The 13194-nt window shown below is 72.9% G+C and carries 12 protein-coding genes and 2 pseudogenes; 8 read left to right on the top strand and 6 right to left on the bottom strand.

The window, feature by feature from the left end; translation table 11 throughout:
• Nucleotides 1-371 (top strand): annotated as a pseudogene (locus ACWDSL_RS47090) (amino acid permease); the annotation flags it as partial.
• 32 nt (nt 372-403) lie between these two features.
• On the opposite strand, the gene ACWDSL_RS47095 reads toward ACWDSL_RS47090, so the two are convergent.
• Nucleotides 404-952 carry a MarR family winged helix-turn-helix transcriptional regulator gene (locus ACWDSL_RS47095; protein WP_450495100.1) on the bottom strand — a complete coding sequence of 183 codons (549 nt, stop codon included), beginning with the start codon at nt 950-952 and terminating at the stop codon, nt 404-406.
• 105 nt (nt 953-1057) lie between these two features.
• On the opposite strand from ACWDSL_RS47095, the gene ACWDSL_RS47100 reads away from it, so the two are divergent.
• Nucleotides 1058-1474, top strand: coding sequence for an organic hydroperoxide resistance protein (locus ACWDSL_RS47100; RefSeq protein WP_450495117.1), 417 nt, complete (start codon nt 1058-1060; stop codon nt 1472-1474).
• 177 nt (nt 1475-1651) lie between these two features.
• Nucleotides 1652-1771 (top strand): annotated as a pseudogene (locus ACWDSL_RS47105) (TetR/AcrR family transcriptional regulator); the annotation flags it as partial.
• Nucleotides 1772-1831: 60 nt separating this feature from the next.
• On the opposite strand, the gene ACWDSL_RS47110 reads toward ACWDSL_RS47105, so the two are convergent.
• On the bottom strand, nt 1832-2254 hold the full coding sequence (locus ACWDSL_RS47110; RefSeq protein WP_450495102.1) for a MarR family winged helix-turn-helix transcriptional regulator: 423 nt from the start codon (nt 2252-2254) through the stop codon (nt 1832-1834).
• Nucleotides 2255-2320: 66 nt separating this feature from the next.
• On the opposite strand from ACWDSL_RS47110, the gene ACWDSL_RS47115 reads away from it, so the two are divergent.
• Both ACWDSL_RS47115 and ACWDSL_RS47120 read left to right on the top strand, forming a co-directional pair.
• The gene (locus ACWDSL_RS47115) at nt 2321-2887 is read left to right on the top strand and encodes a MarR family winged helix-turn-helix transcriptional regulator (protein WP_450495104.1); all 567 of its coding nucleotides are present in this window, start codon (nt 2321-2323) and stop codon (nt 2885-2887) included.
• Nucleotides 2888-3227: 340 nt separating this feature from the next.
• On the top strand, nt 3228-3836 hold the full coding sequence (locus tag ACWDSL_RS47120; protein WP_450495106.1) for a TetR/AcrR family transcriptional regulator: 609 nt from the start codon (nt 3228-3230) through the stop codon (nt 3834-3836).
• An 80-nt stretch (nt 3837-3916) separates the two neighbouring features.
• Here ACWDSL_RS47120 and ACWDSL_RS47125 read toward each other — a convergent pair whose 3' ends face one another.
• Nucleotides 3917-4804, bottom strand: coding sequence for an esterase/lipase family protein (locus tag ACWDSL_RS47125; protein WP_450495108.1), 888 nt, complete (start codon nt 4802-4804; stop codon nt 3917-3919).
• A 233-nt stretch (nt 4805-5037) separates the two neighbouring features.
• Here ACWDSL_RS47125 and ACWDSL_RS47130 point away from each other — a divergent pair, with 233 nt between their 5' ends.
• The gene (locus tag ACWDSL_RS47130) at nt 5038-5667 is read left to right on the top strand and encodes a pyridoxamine 5'-phosphate oxidase family protein (protein WP_450495109.1); all 630 of its coding nucleotides are present in this window, start codon (nt 5038-5040) and stop codon (nt 5665-5667) included.
• A gap of 85 nt (nt 5668-5752) precedes the next feature.
• Here the strand turns inward: ACWDSL_RS47130 and ACWDSL_RS47135 are convergent, their stop codons facing one another.
• Together ACWDSL_RS47135 and ACWDSL_RS47140 are read right to left on the bottom strand one after the other, a co-directional pair.
• Nucleotides 5753-6862: a DNA polymerase Y family protein gene (locus ACWDSL_RS47135; RefSeq protein WP_450495111.1), complete on the bottom strand. Its 1110-nt coding sequence runs from the start codon at nt 6860-6862 to the stop codon at nt 5753-5755.
• Nucleotides 6859-10488, bottom strand: a complete 3630-nt coding sequence (locus tag ACWDSL_RS47140; RefSeq protein WP_450495113.1) for a DNA polymerase III subunit alpha — start codon at nt 10486-10488, stop codon at nt 6859-6861. Before ACWDSL_RS47140 ends, ACWDSL_RS47135 begins: the two co-directional genes overlap by 4 nt.
• A gap of 235 nt (nt 10489-10723) precedes the next feature.
• Here ACWDSL_RS47140 and ACWDSL_RS47145 point away from each other — a divergent pair, with 235 nt between their 5' ends.
• A complete protein-coding gene (locus ACWDSL_RS47145; RefSeq protein ID WP_450495115.1) occupies nt 10724-11209 on the top strand; it encodes a PPOX class F420-dependent oxidoreductase in 486 nt (161 codons plus the stop codon).
• Nucleotides 11210-11460: 251 nt separating this feature from the next.
• On the opposite strand, the gene ACWDSL_RS47150 is transcribed toward ACWDSL_RS47145, so the two are convergent.
• Nucleotides 11461-12366 carry an NADP-dependent oxidoreductase gene (locus ACWDSL_RS47150; RefSeq protein WP_450495118.1) on the bottom strand — a complete coding sequence of 302 codons (906 nt, stop codon included), beginning with the start codon at nt 12364-12366 and terminating at the stop codon, nt 11461-11463.
• Nucleotides 12367-12711: 345 nt separating this feature from the next.
• Between ACWDSL_RS47150 and ACWDSL_RS47155 the strand changes: the two genes are divergently transcribed.
• Nucleotides 12712-13155 carry a subtilase-type protease inhibitor gene (locus ACWDSL_RS47155; RefSeq protein ID WP_450495116.1) on the top strand — a complete coding sequence of 148 codons (444 nt, stop codon included), beginning with the start codon at nt 12712-12714 and terminating at the stop codon, nt 13153-13155.
• Nucleotides 13156-13194: the final 39 nt, after the last annotated feature.

A 13194-nucleotide genomic window follows, 5' to 3' on the forward strand; every position in this document is an offset into this window, starting at 1 on the left:
CCCGCGACGGCGCGGCGCCCCGGTGGCTGGCCCGCGGCGGCGGGCCCGGCGAGGTGCCGCGGCGCAGCCTGGCCGTACTGGCCGGCGCGTGCGCCCCGGTCGGGGTGGTGGCCGCGACGGGCGCGGCCGACCTCGACCGGCTGATGCGCGCCACCTCCACCTGTCTCGCCGCGGTCACCCTGACGGGGCTGCTGGCGGCGCTTGCGCTGCTTCCGCGCCGAACTCCGCTGTGGTGGGCGGCGGTTGGCAGCGCGGCCGTCGTCTCCACCGTGCTCGCCCTCTCCGGGCCGCTGTTGCTGATCCCGCTGGTGCTGGCCGGCGCCGCGCTCTGCTTCCAGGCCGTCGCCCACCGGCACCGCGCCCGGGGGTGACCGGCGGCCGCGCCCGGGAGGTGACCCGCGGCTCAGCTCTCGGCGCCCGACGCGTTCGCCGCGCCCAACGTGTCCACCTGCGCGGCGTCGAGCGCCGCCGTCAGCCGCTGCAGCCGGGCGCGCAGATCGACCACGTCCTCCGCGTCCAGGCCGCTGGCCTGGACGATCTGGAGCGGCACGGCCCGGGCGGGCTCCCGCAGCGCCTCGCCCTCGGCCGTCAGCCGGATCGAGACCGAGCGCTCGTCGTGGAGGCTGCGCTCGCGCTGGACGAAGCCCGCCGCCTGGAGGCGCTTGAGGAGCGGCGAGAGGGTACCCGAGTCCAGGCGCAGGAACTCCCCGAGCTTCTTGACCGGCATCTCGCCGTGCTCCCACAGCACCAGCATCACCAGGTACTGCGGATAGGTCAGCTCGATATCGCGCAGGACCCGCCGGTAGACGCTGCCGAAGGCGCGCGAGGCGGCGTGCAGGGCGAAGCAGACCTGCAAGTCCAAGCGGAGCAGATCGTCGGCGGCTGCGGTCTCTGTCGGGTTCGGGTTCGGGGCCGGGGCGGGGGCGGGGGCCGGCGCGGGCTGGTGTGACATGTGCCTAGGGTACCTCTTAGTTGTGCACAACTTAATTGTGTGCTCTACTTCCGTCATGACGGAGCGCACGACGGCGCGCCGCAGGATGCGAAAGGGATGGTCTTCATGGACGCGCTCTACACCGCGGTGGCCACGGCCAACGGACGCGACGGCCGGGCGGTGAGCTCCGACAAGCAGCTCGACCTGGCGTTGGCCATGCCCCCGGAGCTGGGCGGAAGCGGCAAGGGCACCAACCCCGAGCAGCTGTTCGCCGCGGGCTACGCGGCCTGTTTCGCCAGTGCGCTCGGGCTGGTCGGCCGCCAGGCGAAGGTCGACACCAAGGACATCTCCGTCACCGCCGAGGTCGGCATCGGCAAGGACGAGTCGGACGGCGGCTTCGGACTGAAGGTCACCCTGCGCGTCGAGCTGCCCGAGGAGCTCGAGGGCGAGACCGGCCGCAGCCTGGTCGAGCAGGCGCACCAGGTGTGCCCGTACTCGAAGGCGACGCGGGGCAACATCGCCGTCGAGCTGATCGCCGAGTAGCCGTAGGCGTCAGTCCGGGCGTCGACCTGGAACGCCCCCTGGAATTCGCCTTGCGGACGGGGGCGTTCCAGGTCGACGCCGCGATGCCGCTCAAGGCAGACATCTGTCAGCGGGGTCCGCGGCGGGCGGCCAGGGAAAGCGGCAGGAGCGCGGTCAACAGGGCGAGCGCGGCACATTCTCAATGCCGTCGCCCTCGCGCTGTTCGACTCCGGCGGCCCGGCCGTATCAGGGCTTGCCATGTCCCGCCCCGGCGCCGCGCTACGCATCCGCGAGGCCCTGGAAGGCGGGGCGCCCGGCCGGTGACCGCGCTGGTAGACCGCCAAGGGCCCTCCGGCGGATCAGCGACAGCTTCGTACGTTACGCGGCCCGCGCCACCCCCTCGACGTTCTCCGACATGCGGCGGAGCACGCCCACCGTGGCGAGGTACTCCTCGTCCGACACCCCGTCGGTGATCCGCCGCCGGGCCTCCCCGATCCGTTCGGCCACCGCGGCATGGCGTTCGGCGCCGAGCGGGGTGAGCGCGTACGGACCCTCGGCGCGCTCCCGGACAACCCAGCCCCGGCGGCCCAGACCGCCCAGGACCTCGTCGAGCGTGATCGCGCCCTCGCCCCAGAAGGGGCGTAGCGCCTCGGTGAGTTCACCGAGGTGCTTCGGGCCCGTCGACAGGGTGTTCAGGACCTGCCAGTGGCGCCGGGCGAGGCCGCTGTCGCTCAGAGTGCGCTCGAAGTCGGCCTCGATCAGGCCGTCCAGGTGCTTGAGCCAGTATCCGATCGGCTTCATCGCCTTCGCCTCCAGCAATGCATGTAAAATAGCAACTAGTTGTCCTTGATTATGCATGGAGGCGCGATGGCCGACAACGGAGAACCCGTGGACGACATCGAGCGGGCCATGGTCGCCATCCGGCGCAGCCAGAGCAGGCGTTCACTGGCGCGACTCGCCGGCGGGGACGGTGCGGACGACAAGGACTCCCCCAGGGGCGCGGCGGCGAGAGGTGCCGCCTTCGACGTACTGGACGCGATCGAGGCGGCGGAGCAGAGCGGCGCGCCCGCCACCGTCTCCGGCGTCGCCGCCGCCCTGGCCGTCGACCAGCCCCGCGCCAGCAAGTTGGTCGCGGGAGCTGTCGAGGCCGGGCTGGTGCGGCGGGAGGCGGATCAGGCGGACGGGCGGCGTGCCCTGCTGGTCATGACCGAGGCGGGGCGCGCCCTGACGGACGAGGTCCGGCGGTTCCGGCGGTCGGTGTTCGCGGAGGCGATGACCGAATGGCCGGAGGCGGACCGCGCCGAATTCGCCCGGCTGCTCACGGACTTCGTCGGCGCGCTCGGCAGGGCCGGAGCCGGATCGGGAGCCGGATCAGGAGCCAGATCGGGGGCCAGGCGCCGCGGCGAACGGCCCCGGGGATCAAGGGAACCGTGATCGGCTCACCCGGCCCGAGAGCCTGCGCTCTGATCGGCAGGACGACGGTGGCCACCGGGTTGAAGGCCGAGGCCGACAGCGCGTAGGCGAGGGTTGGCGCGTCGCTCGCGAAGCGTACGGCCAGGGTGGTGGAGACCGGCGGCACCGACTGGCCGGCCAGGGCCGTCCCTGGTGGGCATGATCATGGTCGTACTCGGCCTGGTGCCGCTGCTCGGCCTCACCGCAATACGCGCCACCCGCACCGACACACCCTCAGTGCTCGCCCGCCTTCCCGCTGCCTCACTACCTTGACCTCGGCAGAGATCTGCACCGCCCGGTATCGGAGGGGTACGATTCATTTGTGCAGACTCAGCGGAAGGCGCCGATCGGCCGGCCACGCGGCTTCGATGCCGAAGAGGCGCTCGAACAGGCCATGCGGGTCTTCTGGAGCCAGGGCTACGAGGGCGCCAGCCTCACCGACCTGACCAACGCCATGGGCATCAGCCGCACCAGCATGTACGCCGCCTTCGGCAACAAGGACGACCTGTTTCAGAAGGCCCTGCAGCGCTACACCGACGGCCCCGCCTCATACGCCCCTCGGGCTCTGGAGGAGCCGACCGCCCGGCAGGTGGCCACCGCGTTCCTCGCCGGTTCCGTTCGGGCCACCACCCGCCCCGACTCTCCCGCCGGATGCCTCGGCGTCCAAGGCTCTCTGGCGGCGGGCGAGCCCGGTCGCGGTGCCCGGGACACGTTGGCAGCGTGGCGCGACAACGCCACCTCGCTCCTGCGGGAGCGGTTTCAGCGGGCCGTCGACGAGGGCGACCTGCCCGCAGGCACCGATCCCGGCCTGCTCGCCCGATACCTCATGACCGTGAGCAATGGCATCGCCGTTCAGGCCGTCGGCGGCGCCACCCGCGACGACCTCCAAATGGTGGCCGACATGGCCCTGCGGCAGTGGCCGCCCACCTGAGACGCGCACGGCGCACCGGAGGGCCGGGGCGCCGTGGCGGTTGAGCGAAGAAACGGGATGGGGCGGGACGGGGCGGGGCGTCAGCAGGTCGTGGGGGTGGCGTGTTCCGGATCGAGGGCGTTGACCGCCTCGTGGAAGGCGACCCGGTCGGTCATGGCGATCGTGACATGCTCCGACAGATCGCTCGGGCACAGGTCCTGGACCACGACGTTCTTGACGTCGGACCCCGTGACGAACTGCGCGCGGTAGGGCGTGGCGACCTCGTCGTACTTGGTGGAGATGACGGTGTAGCGCACGCCGGGGACGGTGTCACCGCCCTCGTTGAGCCGGGTGAGGAACGCCGACCCGACCACCTGGTCGGTCAGACCGGGCGTGTGCTTGGCGAGCACATCGGCCGCGCCCGGGAAGTAATCGAGCAGCTTGGTGAGCCCGGACAGGGTGGTCCCGTGGTTGGTGGGGGCCAGGCCGACCAGGGCGTTCACCTTGGCCGCGCCGCCGAGGAACTTCAGGTAGTAGCGGGGCATCATCCCGCCCTGGGAGTGGCCGACGATGTCGACCTTGGCGGCACCGGTGGCGGTGCGCACCCGGTCGACGTACGCGGACAGCTGCTTCGCCGAATCGGCGATCGGGCCGAGGCCGTAGAAGATGGGCACGCCGGGCAACTGGCCGTAGTCGAGGGAGAAGACGCAGTAGCCACGGTCGACCAGGTACGGGGCGAAACCGAGCCAGTTGTCGACCGAGTTGCCGAGGGTGCCGTGCACCAGGACGACGGGGCGGGGGTGCTGGGCGGACGGCTTGCACGAATAGTCGTTCCAGCCGCTGCTCGTCGCGCTGCTTTGATCGGCAGCAGTTTCGTCGGGCGCGGCGCTCGCGGCGACCGGCGCCATGGCCGCCGTGACCGCCGCGACCGCCAGGGCCAGGGCGGGCAGTGACCTGCGGAGCGAGCGGATACGCCTCCAGTGCGACATCACATGGACTCCTCGCTGGTGGGGGAGGGTTGCGCAGGACCGTGCGCTCTGCGATCCGGATCACAGGGGTGGTGTGTCGGCCTTAAATTACGCGCCAGTAGCAAAGCCATCCAGCCGTCCGCAGGTGAAGAAAACCTCACCCACCCCTCACGGAACGTCCAGGAACACGGCCCTGTCAGAGGGGTGGCGTAGAGTCGGCAGCACGTGATCTCGAGGACGACGGGGGGACTCTGATGAGCGCAACAGACCTGGTGGAGGTCTCGTCCGAGGCCGAGTTGCGGGAGCTGGTCGGCGAGCCCAATCAGCAGGCGGCCAACAAGTCCCGTCCCGCGCTGCATCAGTTGGACCGGGAGTGGCTGGCCCGGTCGCCGTTCTGTCTGATCGCCACCTCGGACGCCCAGGGGCGGTGCGACGTCTCCCCCAAGGGCGACCCCGCGGGGTTCACGCTCGTGCTCGACGACACGACCATCGCGATCCCGGACCGCCCCGGCAACAAGCGGATGGACGGCTTTCGCAATGTGCTCGCCAATCCCCACGTCGGGCTGATCTATCTGCTGCCCGGGCGCAGTGACACGCTCCGGATCAACGGCCGGGCGCGGCTGCTGCGTGACGCCCCGTTCTTCGACGACATGGTGGTCAAGCGCAACCGCCCGCGGCTCGCTCTCCTCGTCGAGATCGAAGAGGTCTTCCACCACTGCGCCAAGGCGTTTCTGCGCTCGGAGCTCTGGAAGCCGGAGACCTGGCGCCCGGACGAGCTGCCGTCCAGGCCCCGGATATGCAAGGCGCTCGAGGCCCCGGACGTCCCCCTGGAGGCGCTGGAGGAGCACTACGGCCCGAAGTACGCGGAGCAGCTTTACGGCTGAGGCGGCCCGGATGGCCAGGGCGGCCAGGATGCTCTGGGCGGCCAGGGCACATCAGGCGTCCGGGGCACGTCAAAGGGCGCTTCGGTCACCAGATGTCGAATCCCCCGGCCGGGCGCACCGCCCGCTCGCCGAAGCGGGCCCGTGCCCGGTCCACTGCGGCCTCGATACGGCGGGCCTTGTCGTCCGCGGGGTCGAAGGTCAGCTGGTGGGAGGCCAGTTCGGCGGCGGCCAGCCCCTCGGCGCGCAGCGCGATGGACCGCACCCGGGCCCGCTGCAGGCCGAGCGCGGCGTGCAGGGCGTACGCGGTGGCGATCAGCGCCGGGGTGTGGGCCGTCGGTTCGGCCAGGGTCCGGCTGCGGGTGGTCGTGGAGCGGTCGGCGTAGCGGACGGTGAGCGTAAGGGCGCGGGCGACCTGTCCGCTGGTGCGCAGCCGGGAGCCCAGCCGGTCCGCGAGGGTGAGCAGCGCGCGGCATCTGCGTTCCGGGTCCAGCTCGTCGTGGCCGAAGCGGTGTTCGGCGGCGATGGAGCGGGCCGGGGCGTTCGGGGTGACGGGGACGGGGTCGATCCCGCGCGCCCAGTCGTGCACCCGGCGGGCGGTGGCCGGGCCGAGGATCCGGCGCAGGGTGGGCAGCGGCACGGCGGCGATCCGGGCGGCGCTGTCGAGACCGTACGAGCACAGGGTGCGGGCGGTCGCCTGGCCGACGCCGGGCAGGGCGGTGGGGGGCTTGTCTGCGAGGAAGGCGGCGACCGCGTCCGGGTCGTCGGGGACGGTACGTACCGTGCCGGCGTCCTGTGCGGCCATACGGGCGAGCAGCGGGTTGGTGGCGACGCCGACGGTGCAGTCGACGCCGTACCGGGCCAGTGCCCGGACCCGTACGATCTCCGCCAGTCCGGCCGCGTCCCGGTCGAAGTAGCGCAGCGCGCCGGCGACATCGGCGAGCGCGGCGTCGGGCGGCACCGCCTCGACGACGGGGGTCACCTCGGTGAGCAGGGCGAGCAGGCCCTCGTAGGTGTCCGCGCCGAGGACGGGTCCGGGACGGCCGGGACCACGACGGCCGGGACCAGGGCCAAGACCTCGGCCGGGGCCTCGGCCGGGCGTGTCGGGGGCCGTCCCCGCCGTTCCCTCGGCGGAGTGGAAGCGCACGTACAGCACATGCGGTTGCTCATGGGTCTCATGGCTCGGTTGGGGAGTCATCCCGCGCTCCCTGGGCTGGAATGCCACAGCTTGCGGCCGGTGGCGGCCTGTTCACCCGCGGGCTGGAGGTCGGCCCACGGGTGCATGGCGTAGCCGGTGGGCAGGTGGATGCGGCGCCCGGAGTCGCCGCCGGTCCCGCTCCCGGCCTCGCTCCCGGCTTCGGCGTCCGCGTCAGCGGGGGCACCGGGCTCGGGCTCCGCCCGGCCCGCACCCGCACCCGCACCCGCACCCGCGAGTTCGGCGGCGACTGCCTCCAGGCCGCCCTCGCGCCGGAGTTCGGCCAGCTCGGCGAGGTTCCAGACCGCCGAGCCGACGACGCTGAGGCTGCGCGGCCCGCGCCGCTGGACCACGCCGCGCACCAGCAGCAGCCAGGAGTGGAAGACGGTGTGCGCGCACGCGGCGTGGCTGTCGTCGAAGAAGGCGCAGTCGACCAGCCCCGTGCCGTCGTCGAGCGTGGTGAAGATGACGCGCCGCCCCGAGCGGATCGGCGGCGTCTGGGTGGCGGCCTTGGCCCCGGCGACCAGCACGGTCTCGCCGTGCCGCGCATCGCGCAGCCGCTTCGCCGGGACCGCGCCCAGCTCCTCCAGGAAGGCCCGGTGGTCGCCCATGAGGTGGCGCGAGACATCCATGCCGAGGATGCCGAGCTCGGCGCCGAGGCGTTCCTCCGGGTTCAGATCGGGCAGCCCGGCGGGGGCGGGCGGCGCGGTCTCGGCCAGCGGGAGCTGGCCCTCGCCGGTGCCGTCACGCCGGGCGCCCCGCTGCTGCCGGTGCAGTTCGGTGATCTGCAGCAGCAGATCGCGGCGGCTGGTGCCGAAGGCGTCCAACGCGCCGACCTGGGCGAGCCGTTCGGCGACCGGCCGCCCGGGGTGGGCGCGCCGCCACAGGTCCTGGAGCGAGGAGTACGGCTGCCCGGCCGCGATCCGCTCGGTCTCGGCCTCGCTGATGCCGTGCACGTCACTCAGCGCGAGCCGTACCCCGAAGCCCGCGGAACCGGCACCCATGGGCCCCGTATCCGCCGCCCCGGCTGCCGACACCCTGCCACCAGACACCAGTTCGATTCGATAATCCGCGCCCGACCGGTTCACATCCAGTGGCAGAATCGGCACCCCGCGCCGCCGCGCATCCGCCAGCAGCAGCCGCTTCGGGTACATCCCAGGGTCATGGGTGAGCAATCCGGCGTAGAAGGCCGCCGGGTGGTGCGCCTTGAGCCAGGCGGACTGGTACGTCGGCACCGCGAAGGCCACGGCGTGCGCCTTGCAGAAGCCGTACGACCCGAACGCCTCGACGATCTCCCAAGTGCGCGCCAGCACCTCCGGCCGGTAGCCGCGGTTCGCCGCCTCCGCGTGGAACCAGGCCCGCACCCGCCCCTGCCGCTCGGGGTTGGACAGCGCGCGCCGCGCCTCGTCGGCGAGGTCCCGTTCACAGCCCGTCATGATCGACAGGATCTTGATGATCTGCTCATGGAAGACGACCACGCCGTACGTCTCGCGCAGCGCGTCCTCCAGGTCCGGATGCGGATAGCGCGGCGGTTTGCGGCCGTGCCGCGCCTCGATGAAGGGGCGCACCATGTCGGCCGCGACCGGGCCTGGCCTGAAGAGCGAGATGTCGACCACGAGGTCGTGGAAGGAGGTCGGCTGCAGCCGGCCGAGGAGGTCGCGCTGGCCGGGCGATTCGATCTGGAAGCAGCCCAGCGTCTCGGTGGAGCGGATCAGGTCGTAGGTCGCCGGGTCGTTCGGCCGCACCACCTCGGGGTCGTCGAGGTCCAGCGGGCGGCCCGTGGCCCGCGCCACCTCCGCGGCCGCGTGCGCCATCGAGGACTGCATCCGCACTCCGAGGACATCGAGCTTGAGCAGCCCCAGGTCCTCGACGTCGTCCTTGTCGAACTGCGACATGGGGAAGCCCTCGCCGCTGGTGGGCACGACGGGCGTACGGGCCCGCAGCCCGGCGTCGGAGAGCAGCACTCCGCACGGGTGCATGGCGATGCCGCGGGGCAGCCCGTCCAGCGCCTCGACCAGTTCCCAGAGCCTGCCGTAACGTTTCTGCTCGGCCGCGACCGCGCTCAGCTCGGGCAGTTCGGCGAGCGCCGCGCGGGCGTCGCGGGCGCGGATGTGCGGGAAGGACTTGGCGAGCCGGTCCACCTCGGCCGGGTCCATGCCGAGGGCCGCGCCCACGTCCCGTACGGCGTGGCGCACCCGGTAGGTCTCGGGCATCGAGACGGTCGCGACCCGCTCCGCCCCGAAGCGGTCGAAGATCATGCGGTAGACCTCCAGACGGCGCGCGGACTCCACGTCGATGTCGATATCGGGCAGCGCGGCCCGCCGCACCGACAGGAAGCGCTCCATCAGCAGGCCGTTCGCGACGGGGTCGGCGTGCGCGATACCGAGCAGGTGATTGACGAAGGAGCCGGCGCCGGAGCCACGGGCGGCCACCCGGATGCCGAGCGCCCGGGTGTCGTCGACGACCTGGGCGACGGTGAGGAAGTACGAGGCGAAGCCCAGCCGCTCGATGGTGCGCAACTCGTCCTCCAGCCGCCCCCACCGCTCGTGGTCGCGGTCGTAGCCGCGCAGCACCATGGCGGCGGCGCAGCGCGAGCGCAGCACCCGCTCGGCGCTCCGGTGCCCGGCCCCGACCAGATGCGGCTCGGGGAAGTGGATACTGCCGAGGCCGATGTGGTCCTCGGGGTCGACGAGGCATGCGGCGGCGGTGCGCTCGGTCTCCTCGAGCAGCCGGTGCGCGGCATCCTGCCGCCGGCCCACGGCCTCCGCGATCTTCTCGGCGATCCGCGCCATGTCCCGCGGACCCTTGAGCCAGCGCTCACCGCTGTCGAGCGCCGCGGGGTCGCGCGGATCGATCGGCACCAGCCTGCGGGCGGCGTCCAGTACGTCGGCGACCGGGCCCTGCCCCGGGTCGGCGTACCGTACGGCGTTGCTCAGCACGGCCCGTACGCCCTGGTCGGCGGCGAAGCCGACGGTACGGGCGGCGAGCCGCAGCGAACCGGGGCCGGTGCCGGTGCGGCCGTGCCACACGGCCTCCAGGCGCAGCGCGTCGCCGAACAGTTCACGCCAGGGGGCGATCAGGTGCTCGGCCCGGTCGGGCCGCCCGGCGGCCAGGGCCCGGCCGACGTCGGAGTCCGGGCCGAGGAGCACGGTCAACGGGGCGAGGGCGGTGGCGCCGCCGTCGCTTGCGCCGTCTTCCAGGTCTGCCCAGTGCAGGAGGGGCTGCCCGGCGCCGCCCGCGTGGGTTCCCGCATGGGTTGCCGCATGGGCGGCGGAGACCAGTCCGCACAGCGCGGCCCAGCCGCCCGCGCCGCCCCGCGCCAGGAAGACCGCGCGGGGCGCGGACTCATCGATGAACGCCCCGCCGCGCACCGGCGTGCGCCGCCGGACCGTACGCCCCGGCTCCGGGGCCCGCGCCTGCACGGCAAGGTCCACCCCGAAGAGCGGCCGCACCCCCGCGGCCGCGCTCGCCTTGGCGAACCGGACCGCCCCGGCGAGGCTGTCGCGGTCGGTCAGCGCGATCGCGTCCATGCCGCGCTCGGCGGCGCACTGGGCCAGCCGCTCCGGGTGGGCGGCTCCGTACCGCATGGAGAACCCGGAGGCGGTGTGCAGATGCGTGAACCCTGGCATCCACACCTCCTGCTGCTTGTCGCACCCCCTGCTGTCCCTGCCCGCCACGCGGCGCAGCCCTCGCCCCACCTTAAACCAATTCTCGAACACTCGTGCGAAACGACTCGCCTCCCGCGTGACCTGCGGGAATAACATCCCTCCCCTTCACCATAAGGGAATAAAAACCCCATAACCCCCATAGCGCATGGCGGTACGCCCATACCGGCCCGGCAGCCGACCGCGTAAGGTCACCGCCATGACCGACCGCCCCGGCCACTCCCCTGAATCCGACGACGCCGGCCTGCTCGGCCTGCTGCGCGAACAGCGCACCGGCGCGCTCGTCACCCTCAAACGCGACGGCCGCCCCCAGCTGTCCAACGTCGCCTTCGCCTACGACCCCACGGCGCGCCTCATCCGCATCTCGGTCACCGACGGCCGCGCCAAGACCCGTAATCTGCGCCGCGATCCGCGCGCGAGCTTCTACGTCACCAGCGGCGACCGCTACTCCTACCTGGTCGCCGAGGGAAACGCCGAGCTGACCCCGGTCGCGGCCGATCCCCACGACGCCACCGCCGACGAGCTGGTCGAGGTCTACCGCGCCGTGGCGGGCGAGCACCCGGACTGGGAGGAGTTCCGCGCCGCGATGGTCGCCGAAGGACGGCTGGTGGTGCGGCTGCGGGCCGAGCGGGCGTACGGGTGGGGGCGGGAGAGCGGCGCACTGAGCGGCCCGCTCGACGGCTAGGCCGCGGCCGGTCCACGGCTGAACCACGACTGGGCCACGGCCGGTCCACGGCTGGGCCCTGACCGGCCCAGGTCAGGCCAAGGGCAGGTCAGGTCAGTAGCGCGGCCGTGAACGCCCCGCGGCGGGCCGCCGGCCAGGACCGCATACGGTCCCAGCGCTCGCCCCCATCCGCCACGCTCGGCTCGTTCCCGCCGCGAGAGGCCGTAGCCGCCGGCGAGGATCCGCAGCCGCGCGGGCAGCGGGCCGGACCGCTAAGGCCGCAGGATGAGCTTGCCGCGGGTGTGGCCGGTTTCGCTCTGTTCGTGGGCCTTGGCCGCGTCGGCGAGCGGATGGCTCTGGGCGATGAGCACCCGCAACCGACCTGCGGCGGCGAGGCGGGCGTGGTCGGCGAGGGCCTCGGCGGAGCGTTCGCCGCCGCCGGAGAAGGTGACGCCGAGGTCCGCGGCCTGGATGTCGGCGATGGTGACGATGCGGTCGGTCGTGCCGCCGCGCAGCTCGATGGAGACGGGCAAGGCGCCCTGCCCGGCGGCGTCGTAGACGGCGTCGACGCCGCGCGGGGCGACGGCGCGGACCCGGTCGGCGAGTCCTTCGCCGTAGGCGACGGGGATGGCGCCGAGCGAGCGCAGATAGTCGTGGTTGGCGGGCGAGGCGGTGCCGATGACGGTGGCGCCCCGGGCCACGGCGAGTTGGACGCCGACTCCGCCGACCGCCCCGGCCGCCCCGTGCAGCAGCAGGGTCTCGCCGTCCGTCAGCCGGAGGAGGTCGAGGACGCGCGCCGAGGTCTCGGCGGCCACGGGGAGCGCGGCGGCGGACTCCCAGTCGAGGCCGGCCGGTTTGGGGGCGACGACGGTGGCCAGGGCGTACGTGGCGTAGGCCCCGGTGTCGGTCCAGCCCAGCACCTCGTCGCCCACGGACAGGCCGGTCACCCCCGGGCCGACCTCGTCGACGATCCCGGACGCCTCCTGGCCGGGGATCGCCGGGAACTCGGCGGGGCCCATCTGGGGCATCCAGCCACGGCGGATCTTGTAGTCGAGGGGGTTCACGGCCGCGGCCACGACCTTCAGCCGGACCTGCCCGGGGCCCGGGTGCGGCTCCGCCATCTCCTTGAGCCGCAGCACCTCGGGGCCGCCGTACTCGTCGTAGACGATCGCCTTCATGTCTCTCACTCCAAGCTTCATGGCTCCATGGCTCCATACGTGATCCGGGTACCCCCCGACGAGATCGTGCCGCGCCGGTCCGCCGCACTCCTCCGCAGCTCCCCCGACCGGCGCGGCTGCGGGTGCATTCCGGTCGAGCCGGTCCGGCTGGGGGCGGACCGTCGCCGTGCGGTCCCGGCCAGGTCGCCGCCGCGTGCTCCCGGGGAACGCGCTTTCCTCGCGCAACAATGAGCCACCGAATGATTACGTGTTGCGACCGGAAGTGATCGATCGACATGCATTCCTGACATGCATCGCGTAAGACTCCGTCCGGTATCTGCAACCACGAGCAAGGGAGTGTTCGAAATGCGGAGAACCGCAGGGGCGATCGCTCTGGGCGCCGCCTTGACCTTGAGCAGCGTGGTGGGGACAGGAGCAGGCGGCGTGGCGAGCGCCGCGCCCGCGCAGCCGAGGAGTCTGTACCCGGCCTCGGCGCTGGTGCTCAGCTATGGAGAGGGGGAGGGCGCGGGCTCGGCCGCGGTGCGGCGCGCGGTGACGCTGAGCTGTCGTCCCACCTCGACCGGCACCCACCCGACGCCCGGCAGAGCCTGCGCCGAACTGCGCGCGGTCGATGGGGAGTTCGGGACGCTGACGGCCAGAACGGAGCACGGTCGAGCCTGTACGAAGGAGTGGCGCCCGGTCACCGTCACCGCCGAGGGGGTATGGGAGGGCCGCCGGGTCTGGTATGAGCACACCTTCCCGAACCCCTGCCTCAAGAACAACGTCCGGAGCCAGGTGTTCGACTTCTGAGCGCCTGAGCGCGCTGACCGGCAGGGCTCGAAGGCCCTG

Source organism: Streptomyces sp. NPDC000941, from assembly GCF_053599555.1.